The sequence below is a fragment of the Nocardia sp. NPDC102475 genome (assembly GCF_055584605.1).
In genome coordinates, this window is record NZ_JBVJLS010000020.1 from 23,064 (window position 1) to 40,466 (window position 17,403).

15 protein-coding genes and 2 pseudogenes are annotated in these 17,403 nt (G+C 66.1%); 7 read left to right on the forward strand and 10 right to left on the reverse strand.

Going from position 1 to position 17,403, the window contains the following annotated elements:
* Positions 1-18 precede the first annotated feature (18 nt).
* The 7 genes and pseudogenes from ACZ60G_RS30985 to ACZ60G_RS31015 form a co-directional block, all read right to left on the reverse strand.
* Positions 19-173 (reverse strand): annotated as a pseudogene (locus ACZ60G_RS30985) (nitronate monooxygenase); the annotation flags it as partial.
* 2 nt (positions 174-175) lie between these two features.
* Positions 176-1,258 (reverse strand): acyl-CoA dehydrogenase family protein, encoded by a 1,083-nt coding sequence (locus tag ACZ60G_RS30990; protein ID WP_465814536.1) that lies wholly within the window; start codon positions 1,256-1,258, stop codon positions 176-178.
* An 11-nt stretch (positions 1,259-1,269) separates the two neighbouring features.
* On the reverse strand, positions 1,270-2,472 hold the full coding sequence (locus ACZ60G_RS30995) for an acyl-CoA dehydrogenase family protein (RefSeq protein ID WP_465814538.1): 1,203 nt from the start codon (positions 2,470-2,472) through the stop codon (positions 1,270-1,272).
* Between the two features lie 76 nt (positions 2,473-2,548).
* On the reverse strand, positions 2,549-3,331 hold the full coding sequence (locus tag ACZ60G_RS31000) for an enoyl-CoA hydratase/isomerase family protein (protein WP_465814807.1): 783 nt from the start codon (positions 3,329-3,331) through the stop codon (positions 2,549-2,551).
* A 5-nt stretch (positions 3,332-3,336) separates the two neighbouring features.
* Positions 3,337-4,314, reverse strand: coding sequence for an acyl-CoA dehydrogenase family protein (locus ACZ60G_RS31005; protein WP_465814540.1), 978 nt, complete (start codon positions 4,312-4,314; stop codon positions 3,337-3,339).
* On the reverse strand, positions 4,311-4,433 hold the full coding sequence (locus ACZ60G_RS31010) for a hypothetical protein (protein WP_465814541.1): 123 nt from the start codon (positions 4,431-4,433) through the stop codon (positions 4,311-4,313). Before ACZ60G_RS31010 ends, ACZ60G_RS31005 begins: the two co-directional genes overlap by 4 nt.
* A complete protein-coding gene (locus ACZ60G_RS31015) occupies positions 4,430-5,599 on the reverse strand; it encodes an acyl-CoA dehydrogenase family protein (RefSeq protein WP_465814543.1) in 1,170 nt (389 codons plus the stop codon). Before ACZ60G_RS31015 ends, ACZ60G_RS31010 begins: the two co-directional genes overlap by 4 nt.
* A 116-nt stretch (positions 5,600-5,715) precedes the next feature.
* Between ACZ60G_RS31015 and ACZ60G_RS31020 the strand changes: the two genes are divergently transcribed.
* Entirely contained in the window at positions 5,716-6,522 is an 807-nt protein-coding gene (locus ACZ60G_RS31020; RefSeq protein ID WP_465814545.1) for a FadR/GntR family transcriptional regulator, read from the forward strand.
* 158 nt (positions 6,523-6,680) lie between these two features.
* Here the strand turns inward: ACZ60G_RS31020 and ACZ60G_RS31025 are convergent, their stop codons facing one another.
* From ACZ60G_RS31025 to ACZ60G_RS31035, 3 genes and pseudogenes are all read right to left on the reverse strand, one after another.
* Positions 6,681-8,129, reverse strand: a complete 1,449-nt coding sequence (locus ACZ60G_RS31025; protein WP_465814809.1) for an aldehyde dehydrogenase family protein — start codon at positions 8,127-8,129, stop codon at positions 6,681-6,683.
* 55 nt (positions 8,130-8,184) lie between these two features.
* Positions 8,185-9,105 carry an SDR family oxidoreductase gene (locus ACZ60G_RS31030; protein ID WP_465814547.1) on the reverse strand — a complete coding sequence of 307 codons (921 nt, stop codon included), beginning with the start codon at positions 9,103-9,105 and terminating at the stop codon, positions 8,185-8,187.
* A 164-nt stretch (positions 9,106-9,269) separates the two neighbouring features.
* A pseudogene (locus ACZ60G_RS31035) lies at positions 9,270-9,401 on the reverse strand (cytochrome P450); the annotation flags it as partial.
* Between the two features lie 126 nt (positions 9,402-9,527).
* Here ACZ60G_RS31035 and ACZ60G_RS31040 point away from each other — a divergent pair.
* The 6 genes from ACZ60G_RS31040 (at position 9,528) to ACZ60G_RS31065 (ending at position 17,397) form a co-directional block, all read left to right on the forward strand.
* Positions 9,528-10,817 carry an amidohydrolase family protein gene (locus tag ACZ60G_RS31040; RefSeq protein ID WP_465814549.1) on the forward strand — a complete coding sequence of 430 codons (1,290 nt, stop codon included), beginning with the start codon at positions 9,528-9,530 and terminating at the stop codon, positions 10,815-10,817.
* Positions 10,818-10,937: 120 nt separating this feature from the next.
* Positions 10,938-12,215 (forward strand): TetR/AcrR family transcriptional regulator, encoded by a 1,278-nt coding sequence (locus ACZ60G_RS31045; RefSeq protein WP_465814810.1) that lies wholly within the window; start codon positions 10,938-10,940, stop codon positions 12,213-12,215.
* 68 nt (positions 12,216-12,283) lie between these two features.
* Positions 12,284-13,357, forward strand: a complete 1,074-nt coding sequence (locus tag ACZ60G_RS31050; RefSeq protein WP_465814551.1) for an NAD(P)H-dependent amine dehydrogenase family protein — start codon at positions 12,284-12,286, stop codon at positions 13,355-13,357.
* A 180-nt stretch (positions 13,358-13,537) separates the two neighbouring features.
* Positions 13,538-15,148, forward strand: a complete 1,611-nt coding sequence (locus ACZ60G_RS31055; RefSeq protein WP_465814553.1) for an SMP-30/gluconolactonase/LRE family protein — start codon at positions 13,538-13,540, stop codon at positions 15,146-15,148.
* A 7-nt stretch (positions 15,149-15,155) separates the two neighbouring features.
* Complete coding sequence (locus tag ACZ60G_RS31060; RefSeq protein ID WP_465814555.1) at positions 15,156-16,010, forward strand: SDR family NAD(P)-dependent oxidoreductase; 855 nt, start codon at positions 15,156-15,158, stop codon at positions 16,008-16,010.
* A 16-nt stretch (positions 16,011-16,026) separates the two neighbouring features.
* On the forward strand, positions 16,027-17,397 hold the full coding sequence (locus ACZ60G_RS31065) for an aromatic ring-hydroxylating oxygenase subunit alpha (RefSeq protein ID WP_465814557.1): 1,371 nt from the start codon (positions 16,027-16,029) through the stop codon (positions 17,395-17,397).
* Positions 17,398-17,403: the final 6 nt, after the last annotated feature.

A 17,403-nucleotide genomic window follows, 5' to 3' on the forward strand; every position in this document is an offset into this window, starting at 1 on the left:
CCATGTCGTAAAGCTGATGATCAGCGCCGGAAGCCGCCGCGCAGCCCCGTCCACGCGGCACCAACGATCGGTGCGGTGTCGGGTACCACCCGATGCCGCACCGGCCAACTCAACCCGAACAGAGTTGTCTCCAGCGTCGTGCGGGCGGCGAGGAGTCGCCGCTGGTATTCGCGGATCAGCGGTAGCGGTGGGCTAGGTGGCGGCGGTGGGTGGTTGGGGAGCCGAATAGGGAGCGGTTGAGGGTTGCTCGTTTCAGGTAGCGGTGGATTCCGCTTTCCCAGGTGTAGCCGAAGCCACCGTGCAATTGCATTGCCTTGCCTGTGATTTCGACTGCGGCGGTGCAGGTGTAGGACTTGGCCATGGCGGCGGTCACCGAGGCGTCGGTGGTGTCGGTCACCACCTGCCGTACGGCGGTGGTGACCAGTTGCCGGGCGACGGTGGTTTGTACGAGCATGTCGGCGCAGGCGTGTTTTACGGCCTGGAATGAACCGATCGGGCGGCCGAACTGGGTGCGGGTGCTCGCGTAGGCGACCGTGGCGGCCAGCATGGCCTCGCTGAGGCCGAGGCTGTCGCAGGCGATGGCCACGGCCGCTCGATCGTGCAGCCGCCGGATCGCGGCGGACGGGTCACCGCTGAACCGCCACACCGCATCGTCCGGGACCGCGATCGCATCGGCGGTCACGGCGCCGAAACTCCGTGTCTCGTCGAGCACCGCCTGACCCGAGCAGATCAGACCGACTGTGTCCGCCGCGACGGCGACGATCACCGGGACATCGTCTCGATCCGCGGCGAGCAGCAGCATGCGATCGGCACCGACCGCGTCTGGGACGAATTCCGCACGGCCGCAAGCCCTCAGCTGGCCTGCGGCACCCTCGATCCGGAACGGTGGCGTGGCATCGCAGTCGTCGGCGGTGGCGGCTGATGCCACCGTCGCCACAGCCGTGCCGGCCGCCATCGCGGACAAAAGCGCGTCCCTGGCGGGAGCGGGGGCGAGCAGCCCACAGACTCCGGCGGCCAGGGCAGCGCCTAGATAGCCGCTGGAGACCGCCGCGCGCCCCAACTCCTCCAGCACGATCGCCGCCTCGGCGAAACTCGCTCCGGCACCGTCGAACTCCTCCGGCACCTCCAACCCCGGCCAGCCTTGGGCGGCCAGTACTCGAGGCTCGATGCGCTCCCCCGGGCCGACCGTCGCGAGCAGGTCGCGCGTCACCGCCCGCAGGTCGTCGTGGATTTCGGTGAAATCCGGTTCGGTACACACTGTTTCGGCCTTCACATCGCCGCCGGTTCGCAGGGCAGGCCGAGGCCGCGTTCGCCGATGATGGTGCGTTGGATCTCGCTCGTGCCGCCGGGAATCGTCCACTCCCACGAGCCGATGAAATCGAGCACCCACGCACCGGACTCCCAGCCACCCGACATCGGCTTGCGCAGCACTGTATGGGCGGTCACGCCACCGACCTCCGCGCCGAAATCCGTTACATGTTGCAGCAATTCGCTGTAGAACAACTTCACGATCGAGGCGTCGGCCGGGCCGACGGTTCCGGCTTCGTGGCGTTGCACCAGGTCGCGGCACAGTGCACGCAGACCGGCGATCTCGGTTTCGAACCCGGCAAGCCGATCGGCCACCACGGGGTCATCGATCGGACGCCGTCCTGCCGCGTCCGGCCTGGCACACGTTTGCAGCAACCCCCGGAATCCGGCGTTGCCGAGTCGTTCGGCCAACTCCAGCATGGTCAATCCGCGCTCGGCGCCGAGGGTCTGCTGCGCCACCTGCCAGCCCGCGTGCTCCGCGCCGATCAGTTGGGTAGCGGGTATTCGCACGTTGTCGAGAAAGATCTCGCAGAAGTGTGATTCGCCGGTGGCCTGCCGGATGGGGCGCACATCGATGCCGGGCGTGCGCATATCCAGTAGGAAGTACGAAATACCGTGGCGTTTAGGCGCTTTCGGATCGGTGCGGGCCAGCATCAGGCACCAGTCGGCGTACTGCGCTCCGCTCGCCCATACCTTCTGTCCGGTGACGAGATAGCCGTCGCCGTCGCGCCGCGCGGTAGTGGCGAGCGCTGCCAGATCGGACCCGGCGGCGGGCTCGGAGAAACCCTGCACCCAGATCTCGCCGTCCAGAATGGCGGGCAGGTGTCTGCGGCGCTGCGCCTCGCTGCCCGCGGCGAGCAGTGTCGCCGCCGCGTGATGGATGGCGACGAATGCCAGGACCAGTCGCGGCGCGTCGTGTGCGGCGAGTTCCTGATAGAGCACTACCTGCAAGGCAACCGGCATCCCGCCGCCCCACGCCTTCGGCCAATGCGGCACCGCGAAGCCGCCGCCACGCAGTTCCTGGAACCACCACTGCTGGAATGCGACGAATTCCGCTGCTGTACAACCAGTTTGCGTCTGGCGCCAGTCGGCGGGGATGTGCGCTCGACACCAGTCCCGCACCTCGGCCCGGAACTCGCCCGGATCGCGACCTGCCGCAGTCATCGGGCGACCGATTTCTCGGCGTCGGCCATGCACGGTCGTCCCGGCATGCTGAAAGGTTTACGCCGAACCGCCCAGGTCATCGCCGCGCCGCTTTCTGCCGCATGACCGATAGCCGGTCACGATGCTCGGCGGACCGCATAGTCACCGCCTCGGCGGCGAAACCCGCCTGCAGCGGACCGCCGAGCGCCTGCGAAAGGTACATGTTCACAACATGTTTGGTGCTGCGCAAGGCCTCCACCGGCTGGGCGGCCAACCGTTCGGCGAGCAGCCGGGCTTCGGCAAGCAGTTGCTCCGGCGGAACGACACGGGTGGCGAGGCCGAGTTGGACCGCGGTAGCCGCATCGATGCGATCGCCGGTGAACAGGTATTCCCTGGAACGCAGGATCGGGGTGAGCAGCGGCCAGAATGCGGCGCCGCCGTCGCCTGCGACCAGGCCCACCGCGACGTGCGGATCGGCCAGATGCGCCCGCTCCGATATGAGCACGACATCGCACAGCACGGCTACGCTCGCCCCCAGTCCCACCGCCGCGCCGTTGACGGCGGCGATCACCGGCAGCGGAAAGCGCAGCAACTCCTCGACGATCTGCGCACCCTCTCGGATACTTTCGTCCCGCGCGGCTGGATCGTCGAGAAATGAAGTGATCCAATCCAAATCGCCACCGGCGCTGAAGGCCCGGCCCGCGCCGGTCAGGATCACCACCCGCGCCTCCTGATCCGCCGCCAGCTGCCGCCAGACATTGGCCAGCGCCCAGTGCAGCGCGGCGTCGACCGCGTTCAACTCGTCGGGCCGGTTCAGCACAACCGTGCGGATCGGCCCATCGCATTCGACCGTCAGCGCGGCCGGTAGGTCGTACTGCACGTCGCTCACACACCCGTCGGGTCGGAAAACAGCCCGGCTAGACCGGCACGATCGATGCTGCGAGTCAGCAGATCCTCGGTGGCCGAACGCCCCAGTGGCAGTCGGCGAATCGGCCTGCTGTAGCGCGATAACCACGACAGCGCCGACTCGTCACAGAAGCCGAGTGCGCCGTGCAGTTGGTGCGCGACGCGGAAGACGATATCGGCGGCCTCCAGTGCGGCCAGCCGCAGCGTGAGCGCATCGTCGACCGCGGCATCGCTGCCGGTATCGATGCTCCACAATGCGTACCGGGCCAGCATCTCCACGCCCCGGCGCTCGACCTCCGCATCGGTCAACTGGAACTGCACCGCCTGGAACTGCGCGAGCGGACGGCCGAACTGCTCGCGCGTCATGATATGCGTGCGCGCGAGATCCATTGCGCGGTCCAGCATTCCGAGGAGCGTCCAGCACGGCAGCACCAGCCCCAAAGCCAGATGCGTCGTACCGGCCTGGCCGGAGCCGCCCCAGCGTGAAAGACCCTTGCTGTCGATCGGGTGCACATCCAACTGTGCGACGAACATCGATTCTCGCGGCGACGAATCCGCCTGTCGCACCGACGCGCGCCCGCGCGCACCGTCCAGTGTTACTGCTCCCCAACGCAAGTCGAGATCCGCCACTGGACCGGCCGGTTCCCGACCGGACACCACGACCAGTCCGTCGACACCCAGTCCGACCGGCCGTGCCAACCGCTCGGCAACCGGATACGGCAGCGCCCAGTAGCCCGCACTACGGCACAACGCTGCGGCGGCTTCCAACTCGGCGGCATCGCGCGACGGCTCGAGCTCCCATGCACCGAGTTCGGCGAGCACCGACGCGATCAGCGTCCGTCGCACCCCGGGCTCCCCCTCGCTCCGCCGCACCAACTCGTCGCCCCCGGCAGCCTGCAGCGCCCGCCGCACCTGCCTGCCGAACTCCTTTGCCTCCGAGCAAAGTTCGATATTCACGCCAGCTCCCCCGCCCAGCCGGACACCCGCAGCACCAACTCGTCGTCCCTGGCGGCCTGCAGCGCGCACCGCACTAGCCCGCCGAATTCCTGTGCATCCACGCGTAATTCGATATTCATGCCGCCTCCCCCGCCCGGCCGGACGCCCGCAGCAGCGATCGGGCCAGCAGAATCCGCTGCATCTCGATACTTCCCGAGGCGACCGTCGCGGCGTTGGCGTACCGCCAGTGATCCTCCACGGCACGTCGGAACCGTTGTTGCGCTTGATCATCCGTGGCGGCGAATGCGGCGATCTCGGAAAGCACCGCGGCGCTGTCCTGGTCCAGCCGTGTCACCGCGATGCGATAGGCCGCGGCGTCGCCGGGTGCGACCTGTCCGGTGCTCTGCAGCGACAGGACCTGGTAGGCGAGTAGGCGGGCGCGCCGGCAGTGTGTGAGCAGGCGCGCCCAGCTGCCGCGCAGCTCGCGGGGCAACTCGTCCCAGCGCTCACCCAGTACCGCGGGTGCGGCCTGCAGCAAACGTTCACAGCGGGCATACCGGGCGATGCCGACCCGCTCGAAGGCCAGCACCTCCTGCACCACCGGCCAGCCGTCGCCGACCTGACCGAGCACGTCGGCCTCGGTGGCCCTGACGCCGTCGAAGAAGACCTCGTTGAGGTGATGCGGTCCGAGCATGGACCGGATGGGGCGGACCTCGATGCCCGGATCCGACATCGGCAGCAGGAATACGGTCAGCCCCTGCTGCTTGCGTTCCCCTTTGGAAGTCCGCGCGAGCAGAAAGCACCACTGCGCCATGGTGGCGTAGGAGGTCCAGATCTTCTGCCCGGAGATGCGCCAGCCGTCGCCGTCGCGGCGGGCCACCGTGCGCAGCGAGGCGAGATCGGAACCGGCATCGGGCTCGCTGAAGCCCTGACACCAGATCACCTCGCCGCGCGCGATCGGCGGCAGATGCTTGCGCTGCTGTTCCGGGGTTCCGTGTCGCATGATGGTCGGGCCCACCCAGTTGACGCCCATATATTGCGCACCGCGCGGCTCGTGCTGCGCCCACATCTCTTCCCGGACCACGGTCTGTTCCCAAACCGAGGCGCCGCGACCGCCGAATTCTTCCGGCCAGGCCAGACACAGCAGGCCGCGATCGGCGAGGATGCGGGAAAACCGCTGGGCAACAGCGAGATCCGCGGGATCGTCGGTGAAAGCGCCGAGAAAATCCGCGGAGACCTCGGCGGCTACCAGCCGGCGTAGCTCACTGCGTAGCTCGGCGGCGGCCTCACCCATCGTGAAGTCCATAGGGCGGACATTACGTCAATCCTCATAAGGATAGCAATATTTGAATGGTCACGAGCCTATGAGTAAACTCCCTGCATGGATGAAAGGCGGCTTGCGATGGACGAGAGGCGGTCTGCGTGACCAACGCCCGGCGCGGCCGGATTCCGCAACGCCGCATCGCGGAGAGCGTCGCCGCGGAGTTGCGCGCGCGCATCCTGTCCGGCGACGACGACTACCGGCTCCCCACCCAGGATCAGCTGGTGCAGGATTTCGGTGTCAGCTACCCCTCGATCCGAGAGGCGCTGCGAATCCTGGAGACCGAGGGTCTGGTCACCGTCCGTCGCGGCAATGTCGGCGGCGCCGAGGTGCACCGCCCGGACCAATCGTCGGCGGCATATCACCTCGGTCTCGCACTCCAGGGCGCCCGGGTCACGCTGGGCGATCTCGCAGCGGGCCTGCGGACGCTGGAGCCCATGTGCGCCGCCGAATGCGCCCGCCGCGAAGACCGCGCCGATGTGGTCGTGCCCGCACTCGAGGCCAATATCGCGGAATCGGCGGCATTGATCGGCGAAGGCCTGCCCTTCACCCATACCGCGCGCGACTTCCACGATCTCATCGTCTCGTTCACCCCGAACGCGACGATCCGCTACGTGGTCAGCAGCCTCGTCGCACTGTGGTCATCGCAGGAGGAGGCCTGGGCCGAGGTACTCACCAAACGCGGTGAATACCCCTCCGAGGCCGAGTCCGAGGAATCCGTTCGCACCCACCGCCGCCTCCTGAAGGAAATCGCGGCCGGACGGGCCGAGGCGGCGGAGCGGCTCTATCGGGCCCACCTCACCGCGACCCAAGCATTGGTACTGGAGCGTTTCGACAACGGCATCGTCAACGCCACCTCCGACATGGCGCGCCAGGCGATTCAGGCCAGTCGAGGGCCACGGATCTAATACCCCGTCCAGATAGGTTGCCGCACGATCAGGTCCGGTTCGCTCGCCGAGCGCGGTCGAAACGCGGCACGACACGCCCCGCGGCACCGCCATATGACTGCGCTCGACGGATCTCGATTGCCTCGGAAGGCAACTGGGCGCGGCATTGGCGTCCGGACTCACATCGCGGGAAAGGCGATGGATTTTAGCTCGGTGTACTGGTCGAATCCGGCGGTGCCGTTCTGGCGGCCCACACCGCTTGCCTTGTATCCGCCGAACGGAGTGTCCGCGCCGTAGCCCGCGGTGCCGTTGATGCCGATGAAGCCCGCGCGCAATCGTGCGGCCACAACAAGTGCGTGCTCCACCGATCCCGACATCACGTTGCCCGCAAGGCCGTACGGGCTGTCGTTGGCTATGCGAACCGCATCGTCCTCGTTGTCGTAGGGGATGACGACCAGCACCGGACCGAAGATCTCCTCCTGGGCGATGGTCATCGAGTTGTCCACATCGACGAAAAGCGTTGGCTCGATGAAGAATCCCCTGTCGAAGCCTTGTGGTTGCTCGGCGCCGCCGACGAGCAACGTGGCGCCTTCGTCGATACCGGTCCGGATATAGCCGCGAATGCGGCTGCGTTGCTTATCGGAGATGACCGGACCGCACAGCGTGGCGGGATCCTGCGGGTCGCCCGGAGCAACCCCCTCATACATCGCCTTCAGAATCGCGACACCCTCGTCATACCTCGACCGCGGCAACAACAGTCGCGTGGGATTGGCGCAACCCTGGCCGGCGTGCATACACGGCGCAATACCCATCATGCAGCCCAAGGCCAGGTCGGCATCCTCCAGGACGATGGTCGCCGACTTGCCGCCGAGCTCGAGGAACAGACGCTTCATCGTCGCCGCGCCCTTCGCCATGATTCGTTTACCGACGGCGGTGGAACCGGTGAAGGAGATCATGTCGACCTTTCCGGACAGCGTCAGTTCCTCGCCGACCAGATGATCCGATGCGGTGACGACATTCACCACACCCGGTGGGATGTCGGTCTTTTCGGCAATCAACCGGCCGAGCCGGGTGGCATTGAACGGGGTGTCCGGTGCGGGCTTCAGCACGACGGTGTTGCCGGTCGCCAGTGCTTGACCGACCTTGTGGATGGTGACCTCGAAGGGGAAGTTCCACGGCACGATCGCGCCGACTACGCCCACCGGCTCACGCCAGACCTGCCTGGTCGTGTGCACGCCCGTGACCGACACCAGCGCATCGCCGAGGGAGGTTCGCCACGGATAACTGTCGATCAGCTCGGCCGGATACCTGAGCGCATCCGCCAGTGGCGCGTCCAGTTGCGGACCCATCGTGATCGCCCGCGGGCAGCCGGCCTCGAGTATGAGTTCCTCGCGCAATTCCTCCTGCTCGGACTCCAACGCGTCCTGCAACTGCAGCAGACAGCGTTGCCGAAAGACATGATCGGTGGACCAGTCCGTTTCGTCGAAGGCTCGGCGGGCGGCATCGATAGCCACCCGCATATCGAGTTCCGACGCGTCGGCGACGCCACCGAGCACCTCCTCGGTGGCGGGGTTGATGTTGTCGAACGTCCCGGCCCGGCCGTCGACGAGTTCCCCGTCGATCAACATCCTCGATTCGAAGCGAGCCCGAGGCTTGCAGCCGGCGGGATCGGTAAGCACAGTGTCAGGCATTTCTCTCACTCTCGTGCGAAGGGAGGTCGGCAGGTAGCGGGTGGCTCGCGGCACCGGATCGTGGAATCCCCAGCATCAGACGGGTCAGGTGGTGCAAGGCCGCGGCAGGCAGAATGCGACTGGCGATCAACAGCATTCGCGCATCCGGGCCCACTGCGCGGCGCACGAACGGTGCGGTGCTGCCGAGCGCGCGGGCGAGTCCGGCGGCGAACTGTTGCGGCGAGCGGGCCGCGTACTTCATCGCCGCCCGCCCGCGCCGGTCCATGGTGCGGTGATGGCGGGCGTACGGCCCGTCGAGATCACGGCAATCGGTGGTCCCCGCATCGGTGATGATGTCGGTGTCGTAGGTGCCCGAGACCAGGACCGTGACCCCGATGCCGAACGGCGCGACCTCGATGGCCATCGATTCACCCCATCGCTCGAGTGCGCCCTTGACCGCGGAATACGCTGCCGTAGCAGGCATTCCCCGCACACCGGCCTGGCTGGAAACCAATACGATGCGCCCACGGCCCGCCGCCCGCATCGCGGGTAGAAGCGCCTTGGTGAGTGCCACCGGGCCGAACAGGTTGGTCGCGAACATCCGCTCCCACACATTCACCGGTGTCTCCTCGACCATTCCGGCGGCGGAGACACCGGCGTTGTGCACCACCGCGTGGGGAGCACCGATCGCACGGACGATGGCAGCCGCGGCCTCCTCGATCGACGACGGGTCGGTGAGGTCGAGCCGTATGCCGATCAGGCGCGGATCACCTTGTTTCGCACCGGTTTTCGCGCGCAGCTGATCGAGCCCGATATCGACGGAACGCATGGCCGCGACAACTCGCCACCCCCGCCGGTAGAGATGCGCCGCGGAGGCGAGTCCCAGACCTCTCGAAGCGCCGGTGATGACAACGCTGCGCGATTCGGTCGGCATATGTCCTCCGTGTCGTTCGACGCAAACCATAAAACCTAATATTTGTTCAGAGACTGGCTACGGGGGTGAATCGGTCGGTCAATCACTATCGGTCCCATACCACTTCGAGGTGCGGCGGGGATCGGAAGAACGTGCCCGCGAAATAGGGCGTCGGGGTCCAGCAACCCCGGATGTACCGCCGCCCGCGCCCGCAAGTCGGCCAGCATCGGATACGGCGACGCATCGCCGTCGGCGCCCATGCCCGCATCGAATCTGGCCTGCGCGTCCTTGACGTCCTGTGTCAGTTCATCGGCCATGTGACGACTCCTCGAAGTACCTAACTTTTGTTCGGATCGTAACCCTTCGCACAGCCATCCGAGGGCCGTTGACCAAATATCTGTTCAGAGCTACAGTCCGAACGAACGGTAGACAAGGAGCGCGGTATGGACATGAACGACTTCGTACTCGTCTCGGTCGACGACCATCTCGTCGAACCGCCGGACATGTTCGACAACCACATCCCCGCCAAGTACAAACACGATGTGCCCAAGCTCATCCAGCGAGCGGACGGCACCGATGCGTGGGTATTCGAGGGACAGGAAGCCACCAATGTCGGCCTGAACGCGGTCGCGGGCCGACCCCCGGACGAGTACGGCGCCGAGCCGACCAAACTGAGCGAGATCCGCGACGGCTGCTACAACATCCACGAGCGCATCCGCGATATGAACGCCAATGGCGTTGCCGCGGCGCTGAATTTCCCGTCCTATCCGCAATTCTGCGGGCAGTACTTCGCCCGCGCCAAGGACAAGGATCTGGGCCTGGCCGTACTGCGGGCCTACAACGACTGGCACATCGACGAGTGGTGCGGCGCCTACCCGGGACGAATGATCCCGCAGGCGCTGCCCCCGATCTGGGACCCGGAACTCATGGCCGAGGAGGTACGGCGGGTGGCGAAGAAGGGCTGCCACGCCGTCACCTTCTCCGAGAACCCGACCAAACTGAACTATCCCTCACTGCACGACCCACACTGGGATCCGTTCTGGCAGGCGTGCAGCGACGAGAACACCGTGGTGAATCTGCATATCGGCTCCTCGTCGAGCGTGGTCATCACCTCGATCGACGCACCGGTCGACGTGATGATGACCTTGCAGCCCATGAGCATCGTGCAGGCCGCCGCCGACCTCGTCTGGTCGCCGATGCTGCGCAAGTTCCCGGATCTGACCTTCGCACTGTCCGAGGGCGGGATCGGCTGGGTGCCGTACTTTCTCGAACGCGTCGATCGGGTGTACAAGATGCACCGCGCGTGGACGCACCAGAACTTCGGTGACCGGCTGCCCAGTGAGGTCTTCCTCGAACGCATCGCACTGTGCTTCATCGACGATGGCTTCGGCGTCGAGAACCGGCACAAACTCGATCTCGACATGGTCGCCTGGGAATGCGATTATCCGCATTCGGACTCCACCTGGCCACTGGCTCCGGAGACGCTCGCCCACTACCTCGACGGCGTGCCCGACGCCGAAATCGACAAGATCACCCACGCGAATGCGTTGCGGCTGTATTCCTTCGACATGTTCAAACATCTGCCCGAGCAGGACGCCACGGTCGGCGCACTGCGGGCGCAGGCCACCGACGTCGACCTGGGATTCCGTTCATCCGAACGCCTCAAGAAGACCGGTACCGACACCGTGACGGTCCTGGACCTGGCCCGGCAACTGCCGACGCCGTCGGCTTGAGACCCTCTGCTACCGTTGAACAAACATTGGGTAGCCCATATTGTCAGGGGCCCCTTAACGGCGGCGCGGTGTCGGGGAGGTGTTGTGGGGCGTGGCCAGGGCAAGCCGGCGCAGCGCGATGTGCAGCCGCGCGCCATCGCCGCCGATATCGGCCACGCCTACGACGACGGCACCCGACGCACCGAGATCCTGCAGACCGCCGCATCCCTGATCGCAACCTCTGGGCTGCGCACGTCGCTGCAGGAAATCGCCGACGCGTGCGGCATCCTCCCGGGCAGTCTGTACCACCATTTCGAATCCAAGGAAGCCATCCTCGTCGAATTGCTGCGCCGCTATCACGCGGACCTCGACCGGGTCGCGCAGCGGGCACAGGACCGGTTGAACCATCCGGACTCGCGCCCGCCTTTCGACCGAATCGTCGAGCTCGGTTCGGCGATCGCGCAGTGCGCGGTCGCCCATCGTGCCGCACTGCAGATGTCGTTCTACGAGGGGCCGAGCTCGAAACCCGAACTCGTCGAATTGACCAGGCAGCGACCGACGGCCGTACTCGAGGCAATGCTGCAAACCCTGCGCGCCGCGAGGTGGAGCGGGTACTTGCGGGCCGATGTCGATCTGCCGATACTGGCCGATCGGATCTGTCAGACGATGCTGCAGGTCGGTTTGGACGTCATCCGGCACAAGGGAACGCCGGACAAGTTGGCCACCTTGCTGTGCCGAATTCTATTGGAGGGCTTGGCCACACGGCAGCACACCGATGCGGAGCTCGACCGTTCCGCCGCCTTCCTCGCCGCCGACGAAGTCGTCCGGAGCTGGTCCGAGGAGAGCGAGCCCGATGACAAGGCGGCTCGCGTCCGCGCGGTCGCCCGGGCCGAATTCGGTCGACGCGGATATGAGAATACGACCGTCCGCGATATCGCCTCGGCCGCGGGACTCGGCACCGGAACCGTGTACTGGCTGATCGGCTCGAAGGAGGAGCTGCTCGCCTCGATCATGCAGTCCTTCGGCGAGAAGATCGGCCTCGGCTGGACGAATGTGCTGCGGTCGGGTGCCTCCGCGGTCGAGAAGCTGGATGCGCTGAGCTGGATCAATACCAACGCGCTGGATCGTTTCGGTGACGAGTTCCGCATCCAACTGGCGTGGATGCGCCAGTCGCCGCCCGACACCCCGAATCCGGGCTGGCTCTTCACGAAGCGGCTGCGGCAGATGAAGACATTGCTCGCCGAAGCGATTCGATCGAATGAGATCGAGATCGACAGTCCGTCGAACGAGATGCTCGCCCGCTGCGTGATCGTCGTGGGCTGGATCCCGGAGAACATCCTGCGGGATATCGGGACTCACGCGTCCCAGACTCACGTCCGCGACACCGTGTTGCGCGGCGTCATCGACCGAGCGGGTTGATTCGTGAGAACCGGCAGCGCGGCACGCTGGCCGGTCTGCTCTGAACAAATTTTGGGTTAGGGGTCTCCGTGACAACTCCCCTGCGAACAGTTGTCTGGTCGACCGGCGGCGTCGGCTCGATCGCGATCGACGCCATCGCCCGACGGCCGGATCTCGAACTCGTCGGCGTGTGGGTCCATTCCGCGGACAAGGTGGGCAGCGATGTCGGCGAATTGATCGGCGGCGAACCACTCGGCATCACGGCCACCGACGATGCCGAGGCCCTGATCGCGCTGCGACCCGACTGCGTCGTGTACGCGGCCAGTGGACCCGAACGCGACGCCGGTGCGGTTCCCGACTACATTCGGTTACTCGAGGCGGGGATCAATGTTGTATCAACGACTTCCACCAGTTTGGTGTATCCCCCGGCGTACTACTCGCCCGAATGGCGCGACCAACTCGAGGCCGCCGCGAAGGCCGGCAAGGCGTCATTCTATGCGTCCGGCATCTTTCCGGGATTCGGGTCGGATCACCTGGCGCTGCTGCTGGCCACGCAGTCCAAGAAGATTCGATGCGTCAAGGCGACCGAAGTCGCGTTGAACGACCACTACCCAGTGGCCGACGTGATGATGGACGGGATGGGTTTCGGCAGGCCGCTGGATTTCAAACCTATGCTCGCGACCCCCGGATTCATCGAAATGGCTTGGCGGGCACCGATCTACCTGATCGCCGAAGGGCTCGGCGTCGCGGTGGAGCAGGTGCACGGAGCACTCGATCGGCAAACGACAGAGCGGGATATCGAAGTCGCCTTCGGCACGATCGCCGCCGGAACCTGTGGCGCCGTGCGCACCCGAGCCGCGGGCGTCGTGAACGGCCGGGAAGCGATCGTGATCGAGCACATCATCCGAATGTCTCGCGATGTAGCCCCGGACTGGGCGACATCGGAATTCGATGCCACCTACCGGGTCGACATCGAGGGCGATCCGGATATCCACTGCGCGATGAACCTCGGTGCCGCCGAGGGGCACGGGGCAGGGCACGCCGCGATGACCGCGACCGCGATGCGTGTCGTGAACGCCATCCCGTTCGTGGTGGATGCGCGAGCCGGATTGCTCAGTTCCCTCGATATGCCGACCACACTGCCACGGTACGCATTCGACTGAGCGCGAGAACATCACTCTCAAAATTCGGAATGGCTACTGGCGAAAACCGATCAGTCAAGTATTGCTATCCTTATGAGGATTGAAGTAGCGTGAGCCCACGAAAAGTGGCCTGCGTCACGACCGCCGACACCGGTCCGGCGTGCCGCAGCACCACGTCGTGCACATCCACCTTCTCTTCGCATGGGAGGCCCCGCCTTGACTCGAGGGGCGCGCTATACCAGCACCGCACCAGTAACTCTCGCCGCAGGCTGGAGTCTGGAACGACTCACACCGCCGAGCCGACTGTTCGGCGCCAACGGATTACGCACCGGTCCCGACGGACGCATCTACGTCGCCCAGGTGACCGGCAGCACGATCAGTGCCCTGGACGTCAACACCGGACAGGTGGAAACCATCAGCGCCAAGGGCGGCGACATCATCGCACCCGACGACGTCGCCTTCGACGACGCGGGCAATCTCTACGCCACCGAAGTGATGGACGGCCGGGTCAGCGCGCGCGGCACCGACGGCCGCACTCGGCTGCTGCGCGACGACCTGCCCAGCGCCAATGGCATCACCGCGCATCAAGGGCGGCTGTTCGTGAACGAATGCCGGGTCGGCGGGCGCCTGATGGAATTGCCACTCGACGGCAGTGCACCGCGCGTCCTCGTGGAGAACATCGCGATGCCGAACGCCATGGAGGTCGGCCCCGACGGCCTCCTGTACTACCCGGTGATGGGATCCAACGACATCTGGCGCATCGATCCCGAAGGAGGCGAACCCGAGCGCGTCGTCGGCGACCTCGGTGTCCCCGACTCGGTGAAGTTCGATGCCGAAGGATTCATCGTGTCCACTCAGGTGGCCAGCGGTGAGGTGCTGCGCATCAACCCCCGCAACGGCGAACGGCAGGTGCTGGCCGCCCTGACGCCGGGGCTGGACAACTGCACCTTCGTCGACGGTCGGCTGTTCGTCTCGCACTTCACCGGTGCGATCACCGAAATCCTCGGCGGCCGCGAAACGCGGGAAACCCTTCCTGGCGGCCTGAATTGGCCGCTGGATCTGACCGTCGGACCCGACGGAATCCTCTACGTCGCCGACGGCACCTACTTCTACGCGCTGCCGCGCGGCGGCGAACCGCAAACGGTCGGGATGCTCTTCACACCCGGCTACCCGGGCTTCCTCCGTGGCGTAATCGCCGTCGGCCCAGGCGAATTCATCGTCACCACCGCAAATGGTGAGGTCGGCCGCTACCTGACCGGTTCATCCGAAACCGAGGTGCTGGCCGAGGGATTCGACCAGCTCTACGGCGTGGCAGTGGCTCCGGGCGGGGCGGTCGTGGCAGCCGAACTCGGCCGGGGGCGGGTGCTGTCGATCCGGTCCGGCAGGGTCGAAGTGCTGGCCACGGGACTGAACGAGCCGCTCGGAGTCACCTTCGGCCCGGACGGTACCTGTCTGGTCTCCGAATCCGGTGCGGGGCGAATCATTTCGATCACCGGCACCGGGACCGAGACGGTCGTCGACGGCCTGGACAAACCGCAGGGCATCCTCGTCCGCGACGGAGAACTGTTCGTGGTCGACGTCGGGACCAAGACCCTGATCAGTGTCGATCTGACCACCAACACTCGCCGGATCATCGCCCGTGACCTGCCGGTCGGCGCGCCGCCCGGGGTGACGCCCAAACCGCTGCACGGTTTGCCGCCGTTCTCCGGGCCGCAGGGGCCCTTCGCCGGTATCGCCGCCGGTCCGGATGGCACTCTCTACCTTTCCGCCGATGCCGAGGGCAGTGTCATGGCGCTGCGCCGGACCGAATGAGCCGGTTATGACCAACGCGGACAACGACTTCTTCGGCCTCGACGGACGCATCGTCATCGTCTCCGGCGCGGGCGGCGGCGGTATCGGCACCGCGGTGACCCGCATGGTCGCCCGAGCCGGGGCCACCGTGCTCGCGGTGAGCCGATCCGAGGAAAACCTTCGCAAGCACATCGAACCGCTTGCCGCCGAGGGACTTACGGTCCTGCCGGTCGTGGCCGACGCATCCACCGATGTCGGGGTCGGCACCGTGCTGGATCGGGCGCGCCAGCTCGACGGCGAACTGTACGGGCTGGTCAATGTGGCCGGTGGCGCCGCGCCGTCGACCTGGATGCCATCGACCCGGGTGACCCGCGCCGACTGGCGTGCCCTGTTCACCCAGAACCTCGAAACGATGTTCTTCATGAGCCAGGCGGTCGCGGCGGAGTTGAAGTCGCGGGGCCGTCCGGGATCGATCGTCTCGATCTCATCGATCAGCGGTATGAATACCGCGCCGTTCCATATCGCTTACGGCACAGCCAAAGCCGCGCTGGTGGCGGCCACCCGGACCATGGCCGTCGAACTGGCGCTGGACGATATCCGGGTCAATGCCGTCGCCCCCGGCGTGACGGAAACGCCCGCCTCCGGCGCCTATGTCGGCGACGATGTCGAACGCGACCGCCGGGCCATCGCCATGGGCCGACGTGGCCGGCCGCACGAGCAGGCGGGGGCGATTCTGTTCCTGCTGTCCGAGCTGTCGAGCTACATCACCGGGCAGACCCTGCTCGTGGACGGCGGTCTGAATCTCAAATGGCCCCACCTGGGCGCCGACAATACCTCCCTCTTTCTCGAGGACGAGTCGTTCCGCACGGCAATCACCCACTGACCACCAGGAGAATGCCATGACCGAAACCGTCGAGAACGCGCAAGCGGCGGCCGAGCCGTTGTCGACTCCGATGACGATCGGCGTGGAAGCGTACCTGTCGGAGGAGTACGCCCGCGCCGAGCGGGACAGGCTGTGGGCCAAGGTGTGGCAACAGGTCTGTCGCGTGGAAGAGATCCCACGGGCCGGCGATTTTCTCACCTACGACATCCTCGACGACTCTTTCATCATCCTGCGCACCGCGCCGGACACCATTCGCGCCTACTACAACGTCTGCGCGCACCGGGGCCGCCGACTGATCGACACTGCGCCGGGCGCACACGACGCCCGCGGCAGCCGCAAACAGTTCGTCTGCGGTTTCCACGGGTGGCGCTACAACCTGGAGGGCCAGAACACATTCGCACCCGAACGCGCGGACTGGACCTGCGGGCTGACCGAGCGCAACGACGGACTGCAGCGGGTCTCGATCGACACGTGGGGCGGCTGGGTCTGGATCAATATGGATCCGGAATGCGAACCGCTGCGGGAATATCTGGAACCCGCGGCCGGTCTGCTCGATCCCTTCCACCTGGAGAATATGCGCTACCGGTGGCGGCGGTGGCTGACCTTCGACTGCAACTGGAAGGTCGCCTTCGAGGCGTTCATGGAGACCTATCACGTGCCCTACACCCATCCGGAGTTCATGAACTTCGGCAATTTCCTCGGTTGGGGACGGGCCCAGGGCAAGCACAGCAATATCGGCTACGACGCGCCCAAGGGTATGGAGGAGAACCAGGGCAAGCTGCGGCTCGGCAGCGGCCCCGATGCCCGCCTGTCCACCGCCCAGCTGCAGAACTTCACGTGGGACAACGCCAATACCAACACCACCGAATCGATGGTCGCGGTCGCCAATCGGCTGGCCGATGAACTGCCCGAGGGCACGTCCCCCACCGAGGTGCTGCGGTATTGGCTGGACACGTGCCGGCGCGAGGATGCCGAGCGCGGCGTGATCTGGCCGACCGTCGACCCCGAGACCGTCGCGAAGAGCGGCACCGCATGGCAGATCTTCCCCAATTTCCAGATCGGCCATGCGCTGAACAACATGCTGTGCTACCGATTTCGGCCCTACGGCTACAACCCCGACAAATGCATTTTCGAGGCCGCCGTATTCGAACTGTTCCCGGCGGGCGAGGAGCCGGAAACGGAGTGGATCTACACACCGGTCGGCGATAAGGACTGGCGGACGGTGCTGCCGCAGGACTTCGACAATATGGCCGCGGTTCAGCAGGGCATGAAGTCGCGCGGATTCTCCGGCCCCAAACCCAACCCGTATCGCGAACGCACCATCGTCAACCTGCACCACAACTTGGCCAGGTACATGGGTACCGGCGAACCGCGCGAACTGCGCTGACTGACA

Bases quoted from the DNA above. Each gene is read 5' to 3' on its own strand.
- ACZ60G_RS30995 (WP_465814538.1), bottom strand. From the start codon at position 2,472: ATGACTGCGGCAGGTCGCGATCCGGGCGAGTTCCGGGCCGAGGTGCGG.
- ACZ60G_RS31010 (WP_465814541.1), bottom strand. From the start codon at position 4,433: ATGAATATCGAATTACGCGTGGATGCACAGGAATTCGGCGGGCTAGTG.
- ACZ60G_RS31015 (WP_465814543.1), bottom strand. From the start codon at position 5,599: ATGGACTTCACGATGGGTGAGGCCGCCGCCGAGCTACGCAGTGAGCTA.
- ACZ60G_RS31025 (WP_465814809.1), bottom strand. From the start codon at position 8,129: ATGTTGATCGACGGGGAACTCGTCGACGGCCGGGCCGGGACGTTCGAC.
- ACZ60G_RS31030 (WP_465814547.1), bottom strand. From the start codon at position 9,105: ATGCCGACCGAATCGCGCAGCGTTGTCATCACCGGCGCTTCGAGAGGT.
- ACZ60G_RS31040 (WP_465814549.1), top strand. From the start codon at position 9,528: ATGGACATGAACGACTTCGTACTCGTCTCGGTCGACGACCATCTCGTC.
- ACZ60G_RS31055 (WP_465814553.1), top strand. From the start codon at position 13,538: ATGGGAGGCCCCGCCTTGACTCGAGGGGCGCGCTATACCAGCACCGCA.
- ACZ60G_RS31060 (WP_465814555.1), top strand. From the start codon at position 15,156: ATGACCAACGCGGACAACGACTTCTTCGGCCTCGACGGACGCATCGTC.
- ACZ60G_RS31065 (WP_465814557.1), top strand. From the start codon at position 16,027: ATGACCGAAACCGTCGAGAACGCGCAAGCGGCGGCCGAGCCGTTGTCG.